The organism is Nonomuraea sp. NPDC005650 (genome assembly GCF_040605375.1).
Lineage (GTDB): Bacteria > Actinomycetota > Actinomycetes > Streptosporangiales > Streptosporangiaceae > Nonomuraea.
The window spans coordinates 85,167-110,373 of record NZ_JBEXCR010000021.1; the positions used below are offsets into that span (position 1 = coordinate 85,167).

The 25,207-nt window shown below is 73.4% G+C and carries 13 protein-coding genes; 7 read left to right on the forward strand and 6 right to left on the reverse strand.

Annotated elements, in window-relative coordinates; translation table 11 throughout:
* Positions 1-89 precede the first annotated feature (89 nt).
* The 4 genes from ABZS69_RS33500 to ABZS69_RS33515 all read left to right on the forward strand — a co-directional run bounded on the left by ABZS69_RS33500 (position 90) and on the right by ABZS69_RS33515 (position 6,191).
* Complete coding sequence (locus ABZS69_RS33500) at positions 90-3,485, forward strand: phosphodiester glycosidase family protein (RefSeq protein WP_355379358.1); 3,396 nt, start codon at positions 90-92, stop codon at positions 3,483-3,485.
* Positions 3,486-3,633: 148 nt separating this feature from the next.
* Complete coding sequence (locus ABZS69_RS33505) at positions 3,634-5,142, forward strand: FAD-dependent monooxygenase (protein ID WP_355379359.1); 1,509 nt, start codon at positions 3,634-3,636, stop codon at positions 5,140-5,142.
* Positions 5,143-5,193: 51 nt separating this feature from the next.
* Positions 5,194-5,616: a cupin domain-containing protein gene (locus ABZS69_RS33510; protein WP_355379474.1), complete on the forward strand. Its 423-nt coding sequence runs from the start codon at positions 5,194-5,196 to the stop codon at positions 5,614-5,616.
* A 92-nt stretch (positions 5,617-5,708) separates the two neighbouring features.
* Complete coding sequence (locus tag ABZS69_RS33515; protein ID WP_355379360.1) at positions 5,709-6,191, forward strand: hypothetical protein; 483 nt, start codon at positions 5,709-5,711, stop codon at positions 6,189-6,191.
* Between the two features lie 6 nt (positions 6,192-6,197).
* On the opposite strand, the gene ABZS69_RS33520 is transcribed toward ABZS69_RS33515, so the two are convergent.
* The 3 genes from ABZS69_RS33520 to ABZS69_RS33530 form a co-directional block, all read right to left on the reverse strand.
* Positions 6,198-6,644, reverse strand: coding sequence for an SHOCT domain-containing protein (locus tag ABZS69_RS33520; protein WP_355379361.1), 447 nt, complete (start codon positions 6,642-6,644; stop codon positions 6,198-6,200).
* Positions 6,645-6,686: 42 nt separating this feature from the next.
* A complete protein-coding gene (locus ABZS69_RS33525) occupies positions 6,687-8,303 on the reverse strand; it encodes an IS200/IS605 family accessory protein TnpB-related protein (RefSeq protein WP_355379362.1) in 1,617 nt (538 codons plus the stop codon).
* Between the two features lie 358 nt (positions 8,304-8,661).
* Entirely contained in the window at positions 8,662-8,865 is a 204-nt protein-coding gene (locus tag ABZS69_RS33530) for a hypothetical protein (RefSeq protein WP_355379363.1), read from the reverse strand.
* A gap of 296 nt (positions 8,866-9,161) precedes the next feature.
* Here ABZS69_RS33530 and ABZS69_RS33535 point away from each other — a divergent pair, with 296 nt between their 5' ends.
* From ABZS69_RS33535 to ABZS69_RS33545, 3 genes are read left to right on the forward strand one after another with little or no spacing between them, the layout of a single operon-like run.
* Positions 9,162-10,043, forward strand: a complete 882-nt coding sequence (locus ABZS69_RS33535) for a thiamine pyrophosphate-dependent dehydrogenase E1 component subunit alpha (RefSeq protein WP_355379364.1) — start codon at positions 9,162-9,164, stop codon at positions 10,041-10,043.
* 11 nt (positions 10,044-10,054) lie between these two features.
* The gene (locus tag ABZS69_RS33540; protein ID WP_355379365.1) at positions 10,055-11,083 is read left to right on the forward strand and encodes an alpha-ketoacid dehydrogenase subunit beta; all 1,029 of its coding nucleotides are present in this window, start codon (positions 10,055-10,057) and stop codon (positions 11,081-11,083) included.
* A complete protein-coding gene (locus tag ABZS69_RS33545) occupies positions 11,076-12,347 on the forward strand; it encodes a 2-oxo acid dehydrogenase subunit E2 (protein ID WP_355379366.1) in 1,272 nt (423 codons plus the stop codon). The genes ABZS69_RS33540 and ABZS69_RS33545 overlap by 8 nt, the downstream gene beginning before the upstream one ends.
* Here the strand turns inward: ABZS69_RS33545 and ABZS69_RS33550 are convergent.
* Genes ABZS69_RS33550 through ABZS69_RS33560 form a run of 3 tightly spaced genes read right to left on the reverse strand, consistent with a single transcriptional unit; the run spans position 12,318 to position 25,206 of the window.
* Entirely contained in the window at positions 12,318-17,669 is a 5,352-nt protein-coding gene (locus tag ABZS69_RS33550; RefSeq protein WP_355379367.1) for an amino acid adenylation domain-containing protein, read from the reverse strand. The two genes, ABZS69_RS33545 and ABZS69_RS33550, sit on opposite strands and share 30 nt — an antisense overlap.
* Positions 17,666-23,707 carry an amino acid adenylation domain-containing protein gene (locus ABZS69_RS33555; RefSeq protein WP_355379368.1) on the reverse strand — a complete coding sequence of 2,014 codons (6,042 nt, stop codon included), beginning with the start codon at positions 23,705-23,707 and terminating at the stop codon, positions 17,666-17,668. The genes ABZS69_RS33550 and ABZS69_RS33555 overlap by 4 nt, the downstream gene beginning before the upstream one ends.
* Positions 23,704-25,206 carry a condensation domain-containing protein gene (locus ABZS69_RS33560; protein ID WP_355379369.1) on the reverse strand — a complete coding sequence of 501 codons (1,503 nt, stop codon included), beginning with the start codon at positions 25,204-25,206 and terminating at the stop codon, positions 23,704-23,706. Before ABZS69_RS33560 ends, ABZS69_RS33555 begins: the two co-directional genes overlap by 4 nt.
* Position 25,207: the final 1 nt, after the last annotated feature.

Sequence of the window (25,207 nt, forward strand, 5' to 3'; positions counted from 1 at the left end):
GCCTGGTGGAGGGCCCACAAGATCTGAAATTTTCTTTTAGTTCACTCCTAAGTCTTGAAAGTTATATCCACGAGCGATTGAGTTCGGTCGTGCAGTCCCTCAGAATCCTGACAGCCTCGGTGCTCGCGTTAGGCCCCCTCGCCCTGGCCGCGGCCCCCGCGCAGGCCGATCCCGCGCCCCCCGTAGAGGACGCGCTCAAGGCGTCGTCCTACCCGCCCCCCTCCACGCTGCTCGCCCAGGACACCGGGCAGCAGCGGCTGGAGACGGCCAAGAGGACCCGGCCGGTGGCGCCGGGCATCTCGCTCACCTCGTTCGACACTTACGACGCGCTCGGCTGGCTGCGCGCGGACGCGGTCACCGCGGACCTCGGCGGCGCGAAGGCCGACTACCTCTACTCCGGCGAGGTGTCCAAGACCGAGCCGCTGTCCGGGCCCGCCAAGCGCGCGCACGCCGTCGCGGCCGTCAACGGCGACTTCTTCGACATCAACAACTCCGGCGCCGCCCAGGGCATCGGCGTGCAGAACGGCTCGCTGGTGCAGTCGCCCGTCACGGGCCACGAGAACGCGGTCGCGATCACCGGCGACGGCCTGGGCCGCGTGCTCAAGATGTACTTCGAGGGCACCGCCACCCCGGCCGGCGGCTCGCCCATCGCGCTCACCCAGTTCAACCAGATCGTGAAGAGCGGCGGCGTCGGGCTGTTCACGCCGCTGTGGGGCTCGTACAACCGGGCCCGCGCCGTCGAGGGCGCCACGTCCGTCGCCGAGGTCGTCCTGGTCGACGGGGTGGTCTCCGAGGTACGCACCTCCGCCGGCACCGGCCCCATCCCCGCCGGGACCACGATCCTGCTGGGCCGCGACGCCGGGGCCACCGCCCTGGCCGCCCTGAAGGCCGGCGACCGCGTGGACGTGAGGTACCAGCCGAAGTCTTCGGACGGCAGCCAGGTCAAGGCGGCCGTGGGCGGCAACTGGGTGCTGGTCAAGGACGGGGCCGTCCAGAACTCCACCGACCCCGCCGCGCACCCCCGCACCGCCGTCGGGTTCTCGGCCGACGGCAGGAAGATGTACCTGCTGACCGTGGACGGCCGCCAGGCCGACAGCCGCGGCGTCACGCTCAACGAGCTCGCCGGCATGATGGTCGACCTCGGCGCCGCCAACGCCCTCAACCTCGACGGCGGCGGCTCCTCCACCATGCTCGCCCGCGAGCCCGGCTCCGGCGACGTCCAGGTGGAGAACAGCCCCTCCGACGGCGGCGAGCGCCACGTGCCCAACGGCCTCGCGCTCTACGCGCCCGAGGGCAGCGGCAGGCTCAAGGGCTTCTGGCTGGAGACCGCGAGCGACCCCGCCAAGGCGCCCGGCGTCGGTCCCGTCGCGGGCGGCCGCCCCGACCGCGTCTTCCCCGGCCTCACCCGCCGGCTGACCGCCGCCGGATACGACGAGACGTACGGCCCGGCCGCCGGCACGCCGTCGTGGCGGGCCAACCCGGCCGTGCACGGCGTGATCCGCGACGGGCGATTCCACGCCCTGGTGCCCGGCCAGACCACCGTCACCGCCTCCCGCGGCGGCGCCAAGGGCACCATCGACCTGACCGTCCTGCAGCCGCTCCAGCGCCTCGGCATCACCGCCGACCGGCTCGGCCTGGCCGGCGCGGACGGTGTGGCGACGTTCGGCGTGGTCGGGTACGACCGCAACGGCAACTCCGCGCCCATCGAGCCCGCCGACCTCACGCTCGACTACGACAAGAGCCTGTTCGAGGTCACCCCGGCCGAGCACGGCTACTTCACCGTCAAGGCCAAGAAGGCCACCGGGTCCGGCCTGATCACCGCCAAGGTCGGCAAGATCGACGCGGCGGTGCCGGTGACCGTCGGGTTCGAGGAGAAGCCGGTCGCCGACTTCGAGGACGCGGCGAAGTGGACGTTCGCCGCCGCCCGCGCCACCGGCTCGCTGTCGGCCGCGCCCGGCCAGAGCGGGGGCGGGCTCAAGCTCTCGTACGACTTCACCACCTCGACCGCGACCAGGGCCGCCTACGCCAGCCCGCCGCAGCAGATCGTGGTGGACGGCCAGCCGCAGGCGTTCGGGCTCTGGATCAACTCCACCGGCAAGGGCGAGTGGCCGAGCCTGGAGTTCTACGACGCGCTCGGCCAGTCGCAGATCCTGCGCGGGCCGTACATGACGTGGACCGGCTGGAAGTACGTCGAGTTCGCCGTGCCCCCGGGCGTGAACTACCCGCTCAAGCTGCGGCGCTTCTACGTGGCCGAGACCAAGGCGGACACCAAGTACACCAACGAGATCCTCATCGACGGCCTGGTGGCCAAGGTGTCGCCGTCGATCTCCGCCCCCCCGGTGCCGAAGGTCGCCGATCCGGTGGTCAAGGCGGACGTGGGCCGGATGCCGTGGCGGTTCGCGGTCATGTCGGACGCGCAGTTCGTGGCCAGGGACCCGGACAGCGACATCGTCAAGAACGCGCGCCGCACGCTGCGGGAGATCAAGGCGGCCAAGCCGGACTTCCTGCTGATCAACGGTGACCTGGTGGACGAGGCGTCGCCCGAGGACTTCGCGCTGGCCAAGAAGATCCTCGACGAGGAGCTCGGCGGGACCCTGGAATATCACTACATTCCGGGCAACCACGAGGTCATGGGCGGCAAGATCGACAACTTCGAGGCCGTCTTCGGCGACACGTACGGCACCTTCGACCACAAGGGCACGCGCTTCATCACCCTGGACACCTCGCGCCTGAACCTGCGGGGCGGCGGCTACGACCAGGTGGCCATGCTCCGCTCCCAGCTCGACAAGGCCGCCACCGACGCGTCGGTGGGCTCGGTGACGGTGCTGTTCCACGTGCCGCCGCGCGACCCGACGCCCGGCAAGGGCAGCCAGCTCGGCGACCGCAAGGAGGCGGCCCTGGTGGAGGGCTGGCTGGCCGACTTCCAGCGCACCACCGGCAAGGGGGCCGCGTACATCGGGGCGCACGTGGGGACGTTCCACGCCTCGCGCGTGGACGCGGTGCCGTACTTCATCAACGGCAACTCCGGCAAGAACCCGGCCACCGCGGCCGACGACGGCGGGTTCACCGGGTGGTCGCTGTGGGGCGTCGACCCGGTGACGAAGGCCGAGGCCGAGCACGTACGGCGGAACTGGTTCACGGACGCGCCCGACTGGATCGGCACGCAGGTCCGGCCGCACGTGGACGACCTCACGCTCACCGCCCCCGCGACGGTCGCGATCGGCGCGCCCGGCGCGGTGACGGCGGCGGTCAAGCAGGGGAGCCGGACGGTCCCCGTCGCCTACCCGGTGTCGGCGGCCTGGTCCGGCTCGCCCAACCTGTACGTGGGCGGCCGTGACGGCGTCAAGCCGTGGCACGTGGCCTTCTTCGACCCCTCGACGGGGACGCTGACGGCGCTGCGGAAGGGGCAGGTGACGGTCGCCGTCACGGTGAACGGCGTCACCCGCCAGGCCGCCGTGGCCCTGACCGCCAGGGCCGCCGCCTGACCTCCCTCCGGGCGGGCCGCCGCGGTGGCCCGCCCGGACTCCTGAACGGCCCGGTCGTACTATGAAGGGAATGCACCCATAACAGCGAGTCGCCGTCTCCTCCCGGGCGATCACGTCGCAAGGCGCTCAGAGGAGACTGGAGACGCTGATGGCGCTCTTTGACACCGATGTGTTGATCGTCGGAGCCGGCCCGACGGGCTTGCTGCTCGCCGGTGACCTCGCCGCCAGAGGCGTGGCGTGCATGATCGTGGACCGCGAGCCTCGAGGTTCGAAGCTGTCCCGGGCCTTCGTCGTACACGCCAGGACGCTGGAACAGCTCGATGCCCGGGGCGTGGCCGACGAGCTGATCGAGACCGGCGTGACCTTCGGGACGATGACGTTCTTCGGCAACCTGGAACTCGACCTGTCCCGGCTGCGGTCGCGGTTCCCGTTCCTGCTGTGCACCCCGCAGTACAACACCGAACACGTGCTGGAGAACCGGGCCTCCAGGCTCGGCGTGGAGGTCATGCGGGGAGCCGAGGTCGTCGGGCTCCACCAGGACGCCGACGGCGTGGACGTGAGCATGCGCGTCGACGGCACCATCCACACGCGGCGGGCGAAATTCGTGGTGGGCGCCGACGGCGTGCGCAGCGTCGTACGGGACGCGCTCGGTGTTCCGTTCCTCGGGCGTTCCGCGGTGGACTCGGTGATGCTGGCCGACGTCCACCTCAGCCGGCCCCCGGCCCGTGAGCTGGGCCTCTACACCGGACCGGAGGGCTTCTGCTTCATCGCCCCCTTCGGCGACGGCCGCTACCGGATCATCGCCTGGGACCGGCGCCGGCAGCTTCCCAGCAGCGCGCCGGTCAGCCTCCAGGAGGTGAGCGACATCGCCCGCAGCGTCATGGGCGGCGACCTCGGCCTGCACGACGTGCGCTGGCTGACGAGGTTCCACAGCGACGAGCGGCAGGTTCCCCGCTACCGCATGGGCCGGGTGTTCCTGGCGGGCGATGCCGCGCACGTGCATTCCCCCGCGGGCGGGCAGGGGATGAACACCGGCATGCAGGACGCGGCCAACCTCGGCTGGAAGCTCGCCGCGGCGGTCCAGGGCTGGGCGCCGGACGGCCTGCTCGACACCTACCACGCCGAACGGCATCCGGTCGGCAGCATGATCGTGCGGCTCAGCGGCCGCCTGCTCACCACGGCCCTGGCTCGTACCCGGCGCGCCAGGGTCGCGCGCGCGACGCTCCCGATCATCATGAACCGGTTCCCGCCGGCCGCCCGCCGGCTGCGGGAGGCCGTCTCCGGGCTCGCGATCTCCTACTCCGCGCCTCGGGGATCGCACCCGCTGGTCGGCCGGCGGGCCCCCGACGTCCTCCTGACCGGCGACGCGAGCCGGCTGTACGAGGCGCTGCGCGATGGGCGCTTCGTGCTCCTGGCCCCCGCCGACGAGCCCGCCGTGACGGGCGGCCTGCCGCCGGCGCGGGTCAGGCACGCCACGCCCAGAAGCGCCCGCCTGCCCTCGATGCTGGTCCGCCCGGACGGTTACATCGCCTGGGCGAGCACCGCCGCCGATCCTGCCACCCGGATCCTCGGCCTGCGTTCCGCCCTGGCGGAATGGTGCGGCCTGCCGCCGGAGTCGCCCGTGCCCGGCCCGGTCGGGACGAGGCTGCCCGGTTGACGGCCTGACCTGCATGTATGTGGGTAGCAGGCTCATGGAGGTGTGGTGACCATGTCGAACAAGGACTCGGCGGCGGAGCCCGGATTCAAGACGCTGGCGGACGTCAGGCCGCCCTTCATCCCCGAGGGCGCTTCGGGGACGACCATCCTCGTCGAGTGGTCTCCCGGCCACCCCGGCCTCGCTCCGCACCGCCACTCGGGGCCGGCCTTCGGCTACGTGATCGAGGGCGCGATCCGGTTCGAGCTCGAAGGTGAGCCGGAGCGCGTGGTCGAGGCCGGTGAGACGTTCTGGGAGCCGGGCGGCGACGTGATCCACTACCAGGACGGCAACGCCTTGCCGGACGCGCCGGCCAAGTTCGTCGTGTTCATGCTGTGCGAGCCCGGTCAGCCGATGCTCACGTTCGTCGACGAGGCGGAGCTGGCGCGGCGGGCCCACTTGCGCGCCCCGCGCCCCACCGCCGGGCAGGGCTCGTAAGGGTCTTGAAAGCGCACGTCGGTCCGCGGCAAGCCGGTTGAAATCGGCTTATCGCACATTGTCGTCATCTCGCCACGAAAGGACGGCCCCTGATGACGATCCCCCGTACCCTCGCCGGTCTGGCCATCGCCGCCACCGCCACCATCGCCGCTCTCGCGACCGTCGCCCCCGCCGCCCAGGCCGCGACCGCGGCGGACTCGGCCGCTTGGGGCCCGTACTACGCGCCGGGGCGCGCCGCCCACGCCGTGGGCACCCTGACGGCCACGGGGGAGGACCACGCCGACCTGCCGACGGCCGACGTCGTCCGGGTCTCGGGCAAGGTGTACGACCACACGCGACGCACCGCCACCTGCGGCTGGGCGGTCTTCCGCATCACGTACCGCTCCGGGAACAACCTGCCGAACCGGCAGCACGCGGTGCGCGACTGCTCGTACGCCACGCCGAAGCGCTTCTCGTTCTCCTACCGGGACGTCTACCAGGTGGAGCTCAAGGTCTGCTCCGAGGCCAAGTCCGCCAAGCCGTCCCTCGTCTGCCTGTACGCGGGCACCTGGAAGACCCTCTACCTGTCGAAGTAGGCGCCCTCAGATCTCGGAGATGATCTGCCGCCGTTTGGCGGCGTACTCGTCGTCCGTGATCGCCCCCGTCGTGCGGAGCGCCTCCAGCTCCTCCAGGCGCTGGGCGGCGGGCCGCTCGGCCGACGGGAACGCCGGCTGGGCGGCGCCGGCCGCCGGTTGGGCGGCGGCCCGGCGCACCACGTCCTGGATCTGCCGGCGCAGCTCCGGCTTGGAGCGCACGTCCGTCATGCGGTTCAGCGGGATGCCGTTGGCCTTGAGGAGCTGCAGGATCTCCATCAGCGGTCCGGCCTGGCCGCTCAGGTCGTAGGTCCTGTTCTCCTCGACCAGGTTGAACGTCGCCGGCATCAGCCCGTTCACCAGAGCGGTGCGATCCCAGTCGATCTGGTGCTCGTGCGTGGCCGGATCGACGAGCACGACGAGCCTGCGCGCGTTGAAGTTGCTCGTCCGCGTCACGCCGGCCAGCACGCGGTCCTGGGTGTCGAACGCGAACCGTTCCTACGGACTGAGTACGAGGTGCATGTCCTCAGCCGAACGCTCCGAACGGTGTTGAGCGTTCTGGTCGCCCGCGTTCGCGCCGCCTCCGGGCGGCACGGATCGTGTCCGTGGTCCGGGGATGCGGGGGCGGGGTCCCTCGCGCCCGCGGGCTTCCGTTCCGGCCTGGATGGTCCGATGCCCCTGCTCATCGCTCCGGTGGGCAGGGGGCGGTGTCGTCCGTCGCCGGATCGGGTGCTCTTGGGCGCGTCTGCCGATCGCTACGGCGGCTGCGTCGTGGCGGGTGGCCGTGCGGGTCTTGCTGGTCAGCGGGGCCTGCCAGTGCTGGGCGCCCCACCGGGAGGTGTAGGCCGGGTCGACAGCGATGACCGCGATCCCGCTCTGGTCGGCCATCGAGGCGAGCCGGGCGCGCAGCTTGCTCGTGGGCATGCCGGAGATGAGCCGGCGGAAGCGTTTGCGGCGGCCGTGCTTCTCCCGGGTCTTCTCCGTGGCGAAGTCGAGGTCTTCGATGGCGATGGCGTGCACACCACAGGTGCGTGCCCAGTGCAGCAGCCGGGTCAGCGCGTGGCGGACCTGGGCGTCGCGATGCTCGGCGTTGCCGGACAGGTCGTAGGAGAAGCGGCGGGGGTTGCCGATCGGGTTGCCGTGGGTGTCCAGGCGCCAGGCGGCCAGGTGGTCGGCGTTGGTGTCCACGCCGACTACCCCGTGGGCGAGCGCAGCCTGCATCGGCACGGCCGGGGCTGCAGGGATCTGCCAGGAAGCGGTGATGTACCAGCGTCCTCGTTGCGCGTCCAGGTGGATGCGGTAGGCCACCGCCCGGTTGGCCTCAACGCGATCGGCCCACTCGGAGCGCCGGTGGGCGAAGGCCGCCCGACAGGCCAGCACGTAGCGGCCGTGCGGCGCGTTCGCATGGTGCGCCAGCGGCGCGGGCAACCGGATCGACACCTGGCCGTCGGGGGTGATGCGGATGGTCTCGTTGCCGTAGCGTTTGCCGGACTCCCCATCGGCGGCCAGGAACCAGCGCTCGGCCTCCCACCTCTGCCGCCATCCGTCCTGCGTGAGCCCGGCGGCCTCCAGGTGGTGCCGGGTACGGGCGAGCTGTTTGCCGCCCCGCACCACGCGCACCCGCCCGGCCTGCTGATCGGCCTTCCGACGGGCGAGCCGGTCGGTCAGCCCGCCAAGACGGCGGGACTTGGCGAACCACTCCTGCCCTGAGCGGTAGCCGCCCGGCTCCTTGCGGGTGCCCTTCTTCCCGACGGGCAGTGACAGCCGGCGGGTGATCGCGCGGATGGCAGCCTGGAGGTCGCGGATGTGGTCGGCCTGGCTGCGGCGGGCCAGCGCCCACTGGTCGTGGGACACTTTGGTGATCGCCCCGGCCCAGCGCGCCGACGACTGCACGGTCAGCTCGCGTTTGCGGGCCGCCCAGGTGTCGGTGGAGTGCCCCAGCCCGTCGGCGCACCGGGTTTTCAGATCGGCCGAGGCCAGCGTGCCTAGATGTGCGCCGACCAGGCGCAGCATCTGCTCGTCTGCGGGGGTGAGGTGTTTGAGCCGGTCGCGGATGGCGACGCCGGACGGGCCGGGCACGATGAAGGCGGGGGCGATCGGGCGCAGCTCAGCCATGCTGGCGGGCCTGCGGTGAGATGGCGGCGCGGTCGGTGTCCGACGGGCGGGTGGGGGCGTGCCGTACTGCCGAGGCTGTTGGATGGCGGTCGATCGGGCACGTTCGCATGATGGGCACTCGCCCCCTCTCGGATTTTCACGTTGAGTAGCCGTAACGATACCAAGAGTTGGCACTGCTGGGTAGAACATGTGCGCGATACGGGTCGGCGGATGCGCAACACGGCCCCACGGCTGAGTCGGAACCCGAGCGGAGCAGTCCCGGCGCGACAGCGACGCGCGGAGCGAGGCCTACCCCTTTGCATGCGCACGTCGAATCCGCACTCCGGTGATGACATGCCCAGAGCCATGTCATCGATACTCAAACACGAACAGTTCCGAACTCCGGGCCCTCGATGCGCAGGCCGAGCTTGATCGGCAGCTGGTCGTTGATCCTGGTGCCGGTCTCCGACATGGCCATGATCGGAGCGGGCGTCAGCACTCCGTGCCGTTCCAGGGCGGCGGTCCTGGCAGTGGTCTTCGCACCGTGGTGGGCCATAGCCACCGTGACCAGCACATCGGACACCGCTGAGCGCCAGCCCGACGTAGAACATCCACTGGATCTCCTCGCGTTAAGCCGGGCCGACCGTAAGGTACACGATCACGAAGATCGGCCAGTTGCGATCTCAGATACAGCCCGAACATCGGCTTGCTCTAGTCGGTGGGGCGGTGGATCGGGTGTTCAGAGTAATGACCGGTGATCGGCCAGGATTCGTTTGAGGAATAATTGGACCGTTCCATCGAGGCTTGGAGGTGGCCCTGGACGGGAAATATGCGGATTGTTAGCCTTTCAGGAGGTTCTCCTGGTGCTCGAGAGACTCAATGGACAAACTCTCTGACGACGACCTGGCACTGTTACTGCTGATCCGATCCTTCGAGCTGAAGCTGCTCGCGCTCTTCGAGCAGGGCGAGCTCAACGGCACCACCCACACCTGCCTCGGCCAGGAGTACGTCCCCGTCGCCCTGCGCACGCTCCTGCGCGAGAACGACTGGGTCTTCAGCAACCACCGGGGCCACGGCCACTATCTGGCCAGGTTCGAGGACCCGGAGGGGCTGCTGGCCGAGATCATGGGCAGGAAAGGGGCGATCTGCGAGGGCGTCGGCGGCAGCCAGCACCTGAAGCGCGACCGCTACCTGTCCACCGGCGTCCAGGGGCAGAGCCTGCCCGTGGCGGCCGGGGTCGCGTTACGGCTGAAGCGGCACGAGCCGGGCGCGCTGGCCTGCGTCTACATCGGCGACGGCACCTGGGGCGAGGGCGCCGTGTACGAAGCGCTCAACCTGGCCCAGCTCTGGCGGCTCCCGCTGCTGGTCGTGGTCGAGCACAACGGCATCGCCCAGTCCACGCCGACCGGGCTGCAGATGGCGGGCACGGTGGAGGGGCGGGCGCGGGCGTTCGGCGTCGCGCATCACCGGGTGGATATAACGGAAATTCACGAAATCCGCGCCCGGCTGGCGCCCCTCGTCGACCGGGTGCGGACGGAGCCCGGCCCGCTGGTCGTGGAGTTCGCCACCCATCGCCTCGGCCCCCACAGCAAGGGGGACGACACCCGGCCGCCGGACTTCCCCCGGGTCGACTGGTACGCCGCCTACCGGGCCGCGCATCCCGTACAGTCCGCCGGGATCGAGGCGGCGGCCCGTACCCGGGTCGACCGGATCGCCGCCGAGGTCGCCGCCCGGCCGCCGGCCGTCTGGACGCCGGCGTGACGGTCCACGGGGTGCGAGGGGGACGGGCGCGGGTCGGCGAGGACCTCAACCGCGCCCTGCACGGCCTCCTGGAAGACGACCCCTCCGTGTACGTCCTGGGCGAGGACCTCCTCGACCCCTACGGCGGCGCCTTCAAGATCACCAAAGGGCTGTCCACCCGCTTCCCCGACCGCGTGCTCACCACCCCGCTCAGCGAGGGCGCCGTCGTCGGCGCGGCCTCGGGGCTGGCGCTGGCGGGCGGCAAGGCGGTCGTGGAGATCATGTTCGCCGACTTCGTGGCGCTCGCCTTCGACCAGATCCTCAACTTCGCCGGCAAATCCGTCACCATGTACGGGACCCGGGTGCCCCTGCCGCTGGTGATCCGGTGCCCGTCCGGCGGCCACCGCGGCTACGGCCCCACCCACAGCCAGAGCCCGCAGAAGCATTTCATCGGGATCCCGGGGCTGTCGCTGTTCGAGATGTCGCCCTTCCACGACAACCGGGCCGTGCTCGACCGCATGCTCGCGCTGGGGGAGCCCTGCCTGCTGTTCGAGGACAAGGTGCTCTACACGCGGCGGATGTACGAGGTGGACGAGCTGTTCAGGTGGGAGCTGGTGGGGGACGTGGCGGTGGTCCGCCTCGACACGGGGGGACCCGGCGGCCTGGAGATCCCCCCGGCCGATCTCGACTACGTGCTGATCACCCCCGGCGGGGTCGCCCACCGCGCGCTGGCCGCCATGCGAACCCTGCTGCTCGACCACGACCTGGCCGGCGTCCTGCTGGTCCCCTCCCGCCTGTACCCCTTCGACCCCTCGGAGCTGCTGCCGGTGCTCGGGCGGGCGCCGCTGGTGTGCGTGGCGGAGGACGGCAGCGCGGGCGGCACCTGGGGCGACCACGTGGCCGCCGGCCTCCACACCCGTCTCTGGGGGCGGCTCCGGCGCCCGGTCAGGCTGGTCAGCTCGGCGGACAGCGTGATCCCGACGGCCGTTCACCTGGAGCGCGAGGTGCTCGTCCAGGACTCCACGATCTGCCGTGCCGTGCTGGAGGGGCTGGATGGTTGAGATCCGGGTGCCGAAGCTGAACACCAACGACTCGGCGTACGTGCTGCTGGAATGGCTGGTGGCGGATGGCGCGCCGGTGGGCAGGGACGACGTGGTGGCGTCGGTGGAGACGTCCAAGACGGTGGAGGAGCTGGTCAGCGGGCACGACGGGGTCCTGGCCCACCTGATCCCGGCCGGCTCCGACTGCACCCCCGGCCAGCCCATCGCCCACATCACCACCCCCGCCCCACCACCCCCGCCCGCTTCGGCCGGGCCTGTTTTGGGACCTTCGCCGGCGTCGGAGCCCGGCGACCCTCCGGCCCCGCCTGCGCCAGGCTCCGGCGGCGCTGCGGCTCCGGGCGCCCCTGCGGTGGGCTCCACCGGCGCCCTGCCGTCTGGGGGGCCGCTGATCACGGCGCCCGCGCAGGCGCTCATCGACGAGCTGGGCATCGACCCCGCACGCGTGCGCGCCCTGCCCGTGAAGGTGGTGCGGCGCGCCGACGTCGAGCGCCTCGCCGCGCCGGGCGCGCTCCCACCCGGCCCGCCGACGTCGCCCGCCGCTGCCGTGTCGTCGGGTGAGGTCCCGACCGCTGCCGCGCCCGGAGAGGGAACGTCCGGGGGTGGGGTGGCCGGGAGGGTGCGGCGGCTGAGTCCTCATCAGCGGGCCGTCGCAAGGACGGTGAGCCTTTCGCGTCAGACGATCCCCGCCGCCTACACCGCCATAAAAGTGGACGTGGGCCCGGCCATCGCGGCCGCCCGCGGCCTCACCAAGCGGTTGCGCAAGCTCGTCGGCCTCCCCGACCTCCTCGTCGCCGCCGTGGCCCGCCTGCACCGGGACTTCCCGCTGTGCTTCGCCGCCCTCGTGGACGAGAGCACGGCCGCCGTCCCCGACGCGCCCCACGTGGGTGTCACGATCGACCTCGGCACCGGCCTGTACGTGCCCGTCATCCGGGACGCCCACCACAAGGGCGTCGAGGAGATCGCCGGGGAGCTGGCCGAGTTCCGCAGGCTGGCGCAGCGCGGCGGGTTCAGGCAGGAGCAGCTCGACGGCGGCAACATCGTCGTCACCCTGCACCACGACCCCGACATCGTCATGGCCGTCCCCATCGTCTTCCCGGGCCAGGCGTGCGCCCTCGCGCTCACCTCACCGCAGCGCGAGGGCGAGCGCACGGCGGCGGTGATCGGGCTGGCCTACGACCACCGGCTGATCAACGGCAGGGACGCCGTGCTGTTCCTCCAGGCGGTCAAGGAAGCCCTAGAGACGGCGTCGTTCGAGGGACTGTAGGCCGACCAGGTCGTCGGGGGCGGCGTCGGCGGCGTCGTCCACCAGCGACGGCAGCTTCGACCGCAGCGCCACGACGGCCAGCACCGCCATCGCGACCGCGAACAGGACGTACATCAGCCCCACCCCCCGCCCCGCCCCGGTCCCGATCACCGCGCCGACGGTCGTGGCGAGCGGCCCGTCCGGGGCGAGCAGCGGGTCGAGCACCGCGGCCCCGTACGGCGCCACGAGCCCGAACCCCAGCGGCAGCGTCGACCAGGCGATCAGCGTGTTCAGCGCGAACACCCGCCCGTGGAAGCGCTGCGGCACCTTCACCTGCACGATCGTGGCGTAGACCCCGTTGAGCAGCGTCACCCACAACGACATCCCGAACGCCCCGACCCCGATCGGCACCAGATCCGCCCCCAACCCCGTGATCAGGCAGAACGCGGCCAGCGCGAGCGTGCACCAGAGCACGGCCCGCATCCGGCCGTGCCCGGGCCCGCCCCACACCGTCATGGCCAGGCCGCCGAGCAGCACCCCGAGCCCCGACAGGAACGAGATCCGCCCCACGTCCTGCAGCCCCGCGAACGACAGCACCAGCGGCGAGATCATCAGGAAGAGCGGTGACAGGAAGACGTTCAGGACCGCGAAGAACAGCAGCATCCGCCGGAACCCGAGCTGCCCCCACGAATACCGGAACCCGGCCACCAACTCCGTCATGACCGGCTCCTTGCGCCGCCAGGCCATCGTTCTGGGGAAGCGCACGAGCAACGTCACGACGATCGCGAACACGTAGCTGACCACGTCCAGGACCAGGATGCCCCCGAGCCCGACGACCGCCATCAGCCCGGCCGCCGCCAGCGGCACGATGAGCTGCGTCATCCCTCCGGCCATCTGCACGATGCCGTTCGCGTGCCCGAGGTGCCGCTTCGGCACGAGCTGCGGCACGGACGAGCTGTAGGCCAGGCGCTGGAACGTGAGCGCCACCGACAGCAGCGCGAGCAGCGGGTAGACGTGCCAGGTCTGCAGGCTGCCCGTCCACAGCAGCACGCCGAGCAGGAGCTGCGTTCCGAGCGCGGCGAAGTCGCCGCCGAGCATCACGGTACGGCGGTCGCTCCGGTCCACGATGGCGCCCGCCAGCGGGGCCACCACCATGCCAGGCACCAGACCCAGGACGGCGAGCAGGGCGAACTGGGCCAGGGAGCCCGTGGTGAGATAGATCCAGATGGGGATGGCGAACTCGGTCAGCGCCGAACCCATGATCGACATCAGCTGGCCCCCGGCGACGACCAGGAACCGCCGCATGCTGGGCTGCGCTCCCGCGGCGGGAGCTTTCAGCAGGGCCGGGTTCGGGGTCGGGCTTGAGGTCGGGGTCGGCTGGGTGAGGTGGGAGGTTTCGCGTAGGCGCCAGTTCGGGCCCGACGACGTTCCGCCCGGATCCAGGGCGAGGTGGGTGCGGGTGACGATCTCGGCCAGCTCCTGCGCCCGATATTTCAGGAAAAAGTGTCCGGCCTCATCCAGCTCCACCACCGCGGCCGTCGGACTCAGGAAGTGCCACTCGCGATACCGCTCCTCGAAGTACTCGGTGGCCGGATCCCGCTCGCCCGCCACACTGATCACCGGCGCCCGCAACGGCTCCACCGCGCTCTCGAACAGCCCGGTGAAATACTCCTCCGCGGCCTCGGTGTCCTCGCGCATGTTCCTGATGATGTGCCGCGCCTGCCCGGGATCGAGCTCGCTCATGTCGAGCCCCATCGAGGTCAGCCAGTTGGCGTAGCTGCGGTCGCTGCGCAGGTACTCCCGCCGGGCCAGCCGGGACAGCGCCGACAGCGCCCGGTTCCCCGGCCGGGCGAACGGGAAGATCGCCCCGATGTAGACCGCTTCGAGCCGCCGCCCGGCCGCCTCCAGCCGCCGCGCGATCGCGACCGTCAGCGCCGACCCGACCCCGCAGTGCCCGTACAGCGCCAGCGGCCCCCGTACGTTCTCCAGGATCTCCCGCGCGCACCGGTCGGCCACCTCCTCCAGGGGCAGCCGGTCCTCCTCCAGCCCCACGTCGTGGCCGGGGATCGCGACCGCCCACAGCGCGTGCGTGGCGGGCAGCGCGTCGGCCAGCGGCTGGTAGGCCACCGCGGAGCCCCCGCCGTACGGGACGCACACGTACGTGAGCTCGGCATGCGTGCGGCGCGGCGTCAGCTCGTGCAGCAGCCCGCGCGGCCCGGCGGCGGCGCCGTCGGCGAACGCGGCCAGCTCGCGCACCGTCGGATGCTTGAACAGGTCCACCACCGCGACCGGCGACGGCAACTGCCTGCGCAGGCGCGCCACGACCTTGATGGCCAGCAGCGAGTGCCCGCCGACGTCGAAGAAGTCGTCGTCGACGCCGAAGTCCGCCCCGTCGAGCACCTCCGCCCAGACGGCGCTCACCAGGCGCTCGGTGTCCGTCTCCGGCGGGGTGCGCGTTCCGGCCGGGGCGGCGGAGGGGGCGGGCAGGCGGCGGCGGTCCACCTTGCCGTTCGGCGTGAGGGGCAGGCCGGGGAGGGCGACGAAGCGGGCGGGGATCATGTACGCGGGCAGGGTCTCGGCCAGGTGGGCGCGCAGGCGCGCCGGGTCCAGCCGGGGCGTGACCACGTACGCGACGAGCTGCGCCCCCGTGCCCTGCCCGTCGGTGACGACCACGCACTCGGTCACGTCGGGGTGGCGGGCGAGGTGGGTCTCGATCTCGCCCAGCTCGATCCGGTAGCCGCGGATCTTGACCTGGGCGTCGGCCCGGCTGAGGAACTCGATGACGCCGTCGGGGGCGTACCGGCCCAGGTCGCCCGTGCGGTAGAGGCGCTCGCCGGTGCGGGGGTGGGTGAGGAAGGAGGCGGAGGTCCGCTCGGGGTCGCGCCAGTAGCCGGTGGCCACGCCCGCGCCGCCGATGTAGAGGTCGCCGGGCACGCCCGCGGGGGTGTCCCGAAGCCCGGGGCCGAGGATGTGGAACGACTGGTTGGCGAGGGGGCGGCCGTATGGGATGGAGGTCCAGGACGGGTCCACCCGGCCGATCGGGTACGAGATGGACCAGATCGACCCCTCGGTGGCGCCGCCCAGGCTGATGACCTCGGCGTCCGGGGCGAGGGCCCGGATGCGGCCGGGGAGCGTCAGCGGGATCCAGTCGCCCGACAGCAGGACCAGGCGCAGGGAGCCGAGGTCGGTGCCCTCGTGCTCGGCGTGGTCCACCAGGAGCTCCATGAGGGCGGGCACGGAGTTCCAGACGGTGACGCGTTCCCGCTCCACCAGGCGGGCCCAGGCGGCCGGGTCCTTGTCGGCGGCCGGGTCGCCCATGACGAGCGTCGCGCCGACGGCCAGCGCGCCGTAGAGGTCGTACACGGACAGGTCGAAGCTCAGGGCCGAGAGCGCCAGGAAGCGGTCGGCGGGGCCGACGCGGAAGCGCCGGTTGAGGTCGCGGACGGTGTTCAGGGCGGCCCGGTGCTCGATCATCACGCCCTTGGGGGCGCCGGTGGAGCCGGAGGTGAAGATCACGTACGCGAGGTCGGCGGGGGAGGCCGGACAGTCGAACGCCGGGGCGTCCTCGTCCGGGACCACCGCGAGCCGGGTCACCCCGGAGGGCCAGGACAGGTCCAGCCAGGGCTGCGTGACCGCGATCGCGCATCCGCCGCGCTCGATCAGCTCGAAGCGCCGCCGGTCGGGCAGGTCGGCGTCGACCGGCAGGTACGCCGCCCCGGCCGCGTTGATCGCCAGCGCCGCGACGACCTGCTCCCAGCCCCGCTCCATCACGACCGCGACGAGCTGCCCAGGCCCCGCCCCGGCCGCCCTGAGCCGGGCGGCCAGCGCCCGCACCCGGCGGCGCAGCTCCTCGTACGTGATCGAGCCCCCGGGATGCCGCACCGCCACGGACCCGCCCTCAGAGGCGGCCATGACCGGCTCGTGCAGCAGCCCCGGCGGGCCGAGGTCGACGGCGGTGTCGTTCCAGCGCCGCCGCTCCTCCCGCTCCCGCGGCGTCAGCAGCTCCAGCCCCGACACCGGCGCCGCCGGGTCGGCCGCCACGCCCTCCAGCAGCGTGGCCAGGTGCCCGCCCATGCGCTCGATCCGCTCGGCGGAGAACAGCGCGGTGTTGTAGACGAACAGGAACGACCCGCCGCCCCCGGTGTAAAGCTCCAGGTCGAACCGAGTCGCCCACACCCCCGGCTCGAACCCCTCCAGCGTCAGCGGCCCCGGCTCCGGCTCGCCGCCGTAGTTCTGCATGGCGAGGATGACCTGGAACACCGGCGACCTGGACGGCTCCCGCCGCACGTTCAGCTCCGACACCAGCCGCTCGAACGGCACCTCCTGGTGCGAGTACGCGTCCGTGGCCAGGTCGCGCACCCGGCCCAGCAGCTCCGCGAACGACGGGTCCCCGGACAGGTCCACCCGCATCGCCAGCATGTTGACGAAGCACCCGACCAGGTGGTCCAGCTCGGGCAGCGCCCGCCCGGCCACCGGCGAGCCGATCGCCACGTCGTCCTGCCCCGCGTACCGCCCGAGCAGCACCGCGAAGGCCGCCAGCAGCACCATGTACGGCGTCGCGCGGTGCTCCCCGCCCAGCCGGTCCAGCCGCTCGGCCAGCTCGGGCGCGATCGCGAAGTGGTGTGCCGCCCCGGCGTAGGTCAGCTCGGGCGGCCGCGGCGCGTCGGTCGGCAGCTCCAGGGGCTCCAGCCCGGCCAGCCTCTCGCGCCAGTGGTCCACGTCGCCGTCCGGACGCCCGCGCTGCCAGGCGGCGAAGTCCCCGTACGTGACGGGCAGGTCGGGCGCCGTCCCGCCGGTGCAGAACGACAGGATCTCGCGCAGCAGGAGGTTCGCCGACCAGCCGTCGGCCGCGATGTGGTGCACGGCCAGCGCCAGCACGTGGTCGCCGGGCGCCAGCCGTACCAGCAGCGCCCTCATGACCGGGCCCGACACCAGGTCGAACGGCTCCGCCAGGAACGGCCCCACCAGCTCCCTCGCCGCCTCCGCCGACCCGGCCTCGGCGACGGTCAGCGGGACCTCGGTCTCCTCCGACACCAGCACGTCCGGCTGCCCGTCCGCGCCGACGGGGAAGCGGGTGCGCAGCGGCTGGTGCCGTTCGCAGACCTTCCGCAGCGCCGCCGCCAGGTCGTCGGCCTGGAGCGGCCCGCGCACCCGCCGCACCAGCGGGATCGTGTAGGCGGCGTTGCCGGGGGCGTACTGCTCCATGAACCACAGCCGCTCCTGCGCGTACGACAGGGGCGGGAGCCGGTCGGCGGGCAGCGCGGGGATGGTCGGCCGCGACCCGCCGCGCCTGCGCAGCCGCTGGGTGAGCAGCGCCCGCTGCGCCTGGGTCAGCTCGGTCATGGGCCTTCCTCCGTCAGTCTCATGACCTGCTCGTCGGACAACCCCGCCAACTCGGCCACCAGCGCCTCCTCCACGGCCTGCGCCAGCGCCGCGACGGTGCGGCGGTCGAACAGCGTGCGGATCGGCAGGTCCACCCCCGCCAGGGCGCGCAGCCTGGCGGCCACCCTGATGGCGAGCAGCGAGTGGCCGCCCAGGGCGAAGAAGTCGTCGAACGCGCCGATCTTGTCCGCGCCCAGCACCTCCGCCCAGACGTCGGCCACCAGCTCCTCGGCGTCGGTCCTGGGCGGCGTGCCGTCGCTCCCGACGGGGGCGTCCGGCTCGGGGAGCGCGGCCCGGTCGAGCTTGCCGTTGCGGGTCAGGGGCAGCGCGTCGAGCAGCACCCAGTGCGCGGGCACGAGGTACGGCGGCAGCGCCCGCGCGGCGTACTCGGCCAGGCCCGCCACGTTCGTCCCCCCGCGCGGCACCACGTAGGCCACCAGGTCGCCCTCTCGCGCGAGCACGGCCGCCTGGCTGACGTCGGGGTGGGTCAGCAGGCGGTGCTCGACCTCGCCCGGCTCCACGCGGAAGCCGCGCACCTTCACCTGGGCGTCCAGGCGGCCGAGGAACTCCAGCTGCCCGTCGCGCCGCAGCCGCACCCGGTCGCCCGTCCTGAAGTAGCGGCCCTGCGGCAGGGTGACGAAAGGCGTGCCGGCGGCGTTGAGGTAGCCGCGGGCCACGCCGGGGCCGCCGATGTACAGCTCGCCGGGCGCGCCCGGCGGGGTGGGCGCCCCGTGGCGGTCGATGACCCGCACCGGGGTCGCGCCCACCGGGCGGCCGATCGGCGGGTGCGGGTCCCCGCCCGGCAGCTCGGCGCACGTGGCGATGATCGTCGCCTCCGTGGGCCCGTACGTGTTGACCAGGCGCACCCGGTCGCCGAAGCGTTCGCGCCAGCGGGCGACCGCCTCCGCCCGCACCTGCTCGCCGCCGAGGATCACCAGGCGGAGCCGTTCCGGCCAGGCGATCTCGTCGATCAGGTCCACCAGGTGGTGGAAGTAGGCGGTGGGCAGGTCGAGCACGGTGACCTCGGGCCGCCGGGCGAGCAGGTCGGGCAGGGTGGCGCCGCCGCCGGGCAGCAGCTCGACCGTGGCGCCCGCGGCCAGCGCGGGGAAGATCTCCTCGGCGTGGGTGTCGAAGCTCAGCGAGGCGAGCTGGACGACGCGGTCGCCGGGGCGCAGGCCGTACGCGGAGCGCATCCACCGGACCCGCTCGGCCAGCCCGGCGTGCTCGACGGCGACGCCCTTGGGGGTGCCGGTGGAGCCCGAGGTGTAGATCACGTACGCCAGGCCGGGCCGGCGTTCCGCGGCCTCTGTCCCTGGGCTCGCCCCCGGCTCGATCCCCCCTGCGACGACGAGGGACGTCCCGGCGGCCATGGCGCGCAGGCGCTCCGGCGGGTACTCCGGGTCCAGCGGCACGTACGCGGCGCCTGCCCGCCAGATCGCCAGCATCGCCACCACCGCCTCGACCGAGCGGCCCGACCGGAGCCCGACCAGGTCCCCTTCGCGCGCGCCCCGCGCGGCCAGCTCCCCGGCCAGCCGCGCCACCCGCCGCTCCAGCTCGGCGTACGTCACGGCCTCGGCGCCGCAGCTCACGGCCACCTCGCCGGGATGCGCCGCCACCGACTCGGCGATGAGCCCTCCGACGGTCCCCACCACGCCCGCCGGAGGGCGGTCCAGCGACACGAGCACGGCCTCGTCGGACGGCGTCAGGACGGGCAGGCGCGACAGGGGCACCTGCCGGTTGCCCGGGTCGGCCACCCCCCGCAGCACCACCGCGAACCGCTCCGCCAGCTCCGCCACCGTCTCCGCGTCGAACAACCCCGCGTCGTACCCGAACGCCACCCGCAGCCGCCCGGGCGACCGCCACGCCTCCACGGTCAGGTCGAACTTGGCCTGCCGGTACCCGTCGTCGAAGAACGACATCCGCACTGGGCCGAGCCGGTCGCGTTCGCCGTCGGCGGTCTGGCTGTTCAGCGTGAACAGGGTCTGGAACATCGGCTTCCTGGTGAGGTCCCGCTCGACGTCCAGCTCGGCCAGCAGCTGTTCGAACGGCACGTCGTGATGCGCCATCGCGTCCAGGACGGTCCTGCGCGTCCGGGCCAGCACCTCCTCCAGCGCCGGGTCGCCCGACAGGTCGCCGCGCAGGACGAGCGTGGTGCTGAGGTAGCCGATCAGGGGCTCCAGCTCCACCCGGTCCCGCCCCGCCGTCGGCGAACCGACCAGCACGTCCTCCTGCCCCGTGTGCCGGGACAGCAGGATCTGGTACGCCGCCAGCAGCACCATGAACAGCGTCACCCGATGCCGGCGCGCCGTCGACTCCAGCTGGGCGAGCAGCTCGCCCGGCACGTCGAGCAGGTGGAAGTCGCCGCTCGTCGCGCCGGTGCGGTGCGGCCGGTCGGTGTGCAGGTCCAGGGCGGGCGGGTCGGCCAGCTGGGCGCGCCAGTAGTCGAGGGCCGCGCCGCGATCCTGTTCCCGCCGCCAGCCGGCGACGTCCCCGTGCTGCACGGCCAGCGGCGCGAGCTCGGCGCAGGCGTACAGGGCGGCCAGGTCGTCCAGGAAGACGGTGATCGACCAGCCGTCGGCCACGATGTGGTGCAGGACGACGCAGAGCACGTGATCATCCGGCCCGAGCCGGACCAGCGTGACGCGCAGCGGCGGCGCGGCCCCCAGGTCGAGCGGGGCGTTCGTGCGGGCGGCCACGAGGGCGCGGGCCTCGGCCTCGTCGCGGGCCGCGAGCCGCTCGATCCGGACGGGCGCGGGCCGCTCGACCACCGCCACCGGCCGCCCGTCCACCTCGGGGAACCGGGTCCGCAACGACTCGTGCCTGGCGACCAGCCCGGTCACCGCCCGCTCCAGCGCCGCCCCGTCGAGCGGGCCCTGGAGCCTGCGCACGATGTACATGTTGTACGAGGCGTCGGCGGGATCCAGGCGGTGCAGGAACCACAGGCGTTCCTGGGCGGGGGAGAGCGGCGGCAGCGTGCCGGCCGGGCGGGGCACGAGGGGGCTGCCCGGCTCGCCCGCGAGCTCGTCCAGCGTGGCCGCGAACCCGGCGACCGTGGGATGCGTGAACAGCTCCCGCAGCGGCGCCCCTGTGCCCGCCCCTGTGCCCGCCGCCGCCAGCCGGGCGATGACCCGGGTGGCCAGCAGCGAGTGGCCGCCGAGCGCGAAGAAGTCGTCGTCCGCGCCGAGGTCGCCGGTGCCCAGCACCTCGGCGAAGATCCGCGCCACCTGCCGCTCCCTGGCGGTGGCCGGCGCGCCGCCCCGGCCTGCCGCCGGCCGCGCCGGCTCGGGCAGCGCCCGCCGGTCCACCTTCCCGTTGGGGGTCAGCGGCAGGGCCTCCAGGGGCACGACGACCGAGGGCAGCATGTACGGCGGCAGCCACCCGGCCGCCCGTTCCAGCAGATCGTCCGGGACGGCGGGCACCACGTAGGCGACCAGGTCGCCGCCCCGCACCACCACGGCGGCCCGGCGCACCCCGGGATGCCGCTCCAGGGTGGCCTCGATCTCGCCCGGCTCCACCCGGTGCCCCCGCAGCTTGACCTGGCCGTCCTCCCGCCCCAGGAACTCCAGCGTGCCGTTGCCCAGCCACCGCACCCGGTCGCCCGTCCGGTACCACCCGCCCGCGAACGGCTCCGGCGACTCCCCGGGCGAGCGCAGGTAGCCGAGGGCGAGCCCGGCTCCGCCGATGACCAGCTCCCCGGGGACGCCGATGGGCGCGGGTGAGCCGGACCGGTCGAGCACCCGTACCGTGGTGTTCGCCAGCGGCCGGCCGATGCCCACGCGGTCGGGGGCGGGCGGCACCTCCCAGGCGGTGGACCAGATCGTGGTCTCGGTCGGGCCGTACATGTTGAGCAGCCGCCCCACCCGCCTGCGCAGCCGCCTGGCCAGCGCGAGCGGCAGCGCCTCGCCCCCGGCCAGCGCCACCAGCCCCGACGGGTCCAGCCCGGCGGACAGCAGCATGCTCCACCCCGACGGCGTGGCCTGCACGTGGGTGACCCCGGCCGCGCCGACGAGCCGGGCCAGCGCCACGCCGTCGCGCACGGCGTCGTCGTCGGCCAGCACCAGCCGCCCGCCCGTCACCAGCGGCAGGTACAGCTCCAGCCCGGCGATGTCGAACGACAGCGCCGTGCTGCCCAGCCACACGTCCTCGGGGCGGGAGCCGAGCAGGCGCTCCATCCCGGCCAGCAGGTTGACCAGCGCGGAGTGCGGCACCGCCACCCCCTTGGGCGCGCCGGTGGAGCCCGAGGTGTGCAGCACGTACGCCGCGGCCCCGGCCGCCGCCGGTGGCGCGGGGAACGACGCCTCGGGGACCGGCTCGACCCGTTCGACGTGGCCGGGCAGCGGGGCGGACGGCCCGGCCAGCGCGACCCGCACGCCTGCCTGGGCGAGCATGGCCTCGACGCGCCCGGCGGGCAGCGCCGGATCCACCGGCAGGTACGCGGCCCCCGCCATCATGACGCCCAGCAGCGAACCCGGCAGCTCGGCCGAGCGCGGCAGGCACACCGCCACCACGGACCCGGGCCCCACCCCGCGCGCCCGCAGCCCCGCCGCGACCAGCCGGGCCTGCCGGGCCACCTCGGCGTAGGTGCGCGCGGACCCGGAGCACTCCACCGCGACGGCGTCCGCCCGCAGGCCGGCCTGGCGCAGGAACAGGTCCACGACCGTGCCGGACGGGACGTCCGCCGCGGTGTCGTTCCAGGAGTCCAGCAGCCGCCGCTCCTCGGCCGGCAGCACCTCCAGCTCGGACACCCGCGCGTCGGGACGGCGGACGACGGAGCCCAGCAACGCCAGGAACCGCGCCGCCAGCCGCTCCACGGTGGGCCGGGAGAACAGCTCGGCGCTGTGCACGAACGCGCCGCGCAGCCCGCCGCCGTCCGGCCACAGGTCCACCCGCAGGTCCACCATCGCGGGCGGCGTCCCGTGCGGGAACGGCCGGCTCTCCAGCCCGGCGAACGCGGTGGCCTCGCCGTAGCCGACCGCGGCGTTGTGCAGCCCGAACATGGTCTGGAACAGCGGCGTCCGGCTGAGGTCGCGTTCGATGTCGAGCGCCGACAGCACCCGCTCGACGGGCGTCTCGCCGTGCGCCATCGCCTCCAGCACGGTGCGGCGGGTCCGCCGCAGCAGCTCCGTGAACGCCGGATCGCCCGACAGGTCGCCCCGCAGCACCAGCGTCGAGGCGAACAGCCCGACCATGGGCTCCAGCTCGGGCCGGTTCCGCCCGGCCGTGGGCGTGCCGACCACGATGTCGTCCTGCCCGGTGTGCCGGGCCAGCAGCGCCTGGTACGCGGCCAGCAGCACCATGAACAGCGTGCACCGCTCCGCCCGGGCCAGCCGCCCCAGCGCGGCCACCAGCTCCGGGTCGAGGTCGAACCAGGTCTCCCCGCCCGCGCTGCCCCGCCGGGCCGGGCGCGGCCGGTCCACCGGCAGGTCCAGCGGCACGGCCCCGTCGAGCCTGGCCGTCCAGTGGTCCACGTCCGCGTCGGCCTCGCGCTGCGCGTCGGCGTACTCGGCGTAGGTCGTGGCCAGCTCGGGCAGCTCGGCCGGGGTGCCGTCCCGGCGGGCCGCGTAGCACCTGGCCAGGTCGTCCATGAGCACGTTCAGCGACCAGCCGTCGCCGATGATGTGGTGCAGCACCACGCACAGCACGTGGTCGCCGGGAGAGAGCCGGACCAGCGTGATGCGCAGGGGCGGCGCGGAGCCCAGCTCGAAGGGGGTGTTCGCGCGCTCTTCGAGCAGCCGCTCGGCCTGCTCGGGCGTGTCGAGGTCGATCCGCTCGACCGGTACGGGGCCCGGCGGGTCCACGATCGCGACCGGCTGGCCGTCGTGGTCGGGGAAGCGGGTGCGCAACGACTCGTGCCGCGCCACCACGTCGCCGAACGCGCCGGTCAGCGCCTCGGCGTCGAGCGGGCCGAGGATCCGCCGCACGACGGCCACCCGGTAGGCGGGGTCGGCGGGGTCGAGCCGGTGCAGGAACCAGAGCCGTTCCTGGCCGAGGGAGATCATGCGCGCAGCTCGCTGACCGCCGCCGCCACCCCGGCCACCGTCGGATCGTCGAGGAACACGTCGAACGGCACCTCGACGCCGAGCCGTTTCCTGATCCGGGCGCTGATCTGGGTGATGGTCAGCGAATGGCCGCCCAGGTCGTACAGGTCCTCGTCGGGGGCCAGCTCCTCGATCCGCAGGACCTCCATCCAGATCTGCCGTACCTGCTCGACCACCTCGCCGTCGACCGCCCCGCTGTCGACCGCCCCGGCCGCCGCGCCCGGCGGGTGCGCCTCGACCTGCTCCGGCGCGGGCACCGGAGCCGGCGCGGCGGCGGGGAGGGGCAGGTCGGCGAGCCGGAGGCCGGGGTCGGCGGCCAGCACGGCGCGCAGGTGCTCCCCGGCCCGCTCGACGTGCTCGCGCCCGATGAGGTCGGGGCTGTAGTGCAGGGTGAGCCGCAGGCCGTCGTCGCCGTCCACGGCCTGCAGGTGCAGGACGTTCCTGACCATGTGGTTCGACATCTTCCACTCGGACACCACGTCCAGCCCGGCGAAGGCCACGTCCGCCGCGCGCCGCCGGAAGCTGATCGACACCGGCGCCAGCGCGGGGCGGGGCCTGATGCCGCCCGCCGCCCTGGCCGCGGGGATGTCGCGGAAGCGGTTCAGCACGCGCAGCCGGGCCCGCAGGTCGTGGGCCAGCTCCGCGAGAGTGACGTCCGGCGTCGGCGCCGAGTAGACGGGTAACTCGGTGGCGAACAGTCCGATGTGCTCCCCGGTCTCCGGCCCCCTGGTGGACATGGCGATCGCGACCGCCGGCTCGGCGTTGCCGTACCGGAAGAGCAGGGCGTGCACGGCCGCCAGGAACAGCTCGAACCGCGAGACCCCGACCCTCTCCCACCCGGACATCTCGCCCGTCAGGTCGAGCAGGATCGTCTCGCCGCGGCCGGCCGTCCGCGCCGTCCCCGCCACCCCGTCGATGACCACCGTCGGCAGGTCGCGCCACTGCTCGCGCCAGTACGCCGCGGCCTCGGGCGGGATCGTGGCGGCGGCACCGTACGGGATGGGCAGCGGCGGCAGGGGCCCGCCCGAGTACGCCGCCGCCAGGTCGCGCACCAGCAGATCCTTCGACATGCCGTCGAACACCAGGTGGTGCCCCACGAACAGCAGCAGATGCCGCGACGGCCCCACCTCGACCAGCGTGAACCGCGCCAGCGGCCCCCGCCCCAGGTCGAACGGCCGCGCGATCTCCGCGCGCACCAACTCGTCCGGGTCCGCCGCCCGGACGAACCCGACCGGCGGCCGGTCGGCGGCGGGCACCAGGTGCAGCTCCCCGTCGCGGTCCTCGAACGCGCACCCCAGCACCGGGTGGCGGGCGAGCACCGACTCACACGCCTTCAGCATCGCGCCCCGGTCGAGCGGGCCGTCGAACCACATGGCGAACGGCATGTGGTACGCCGTGCCGCCGCCGTGCATCATCTCGGTGATCCACATGCCGTGTTGGGCCTGCGATGCCAGGACCATC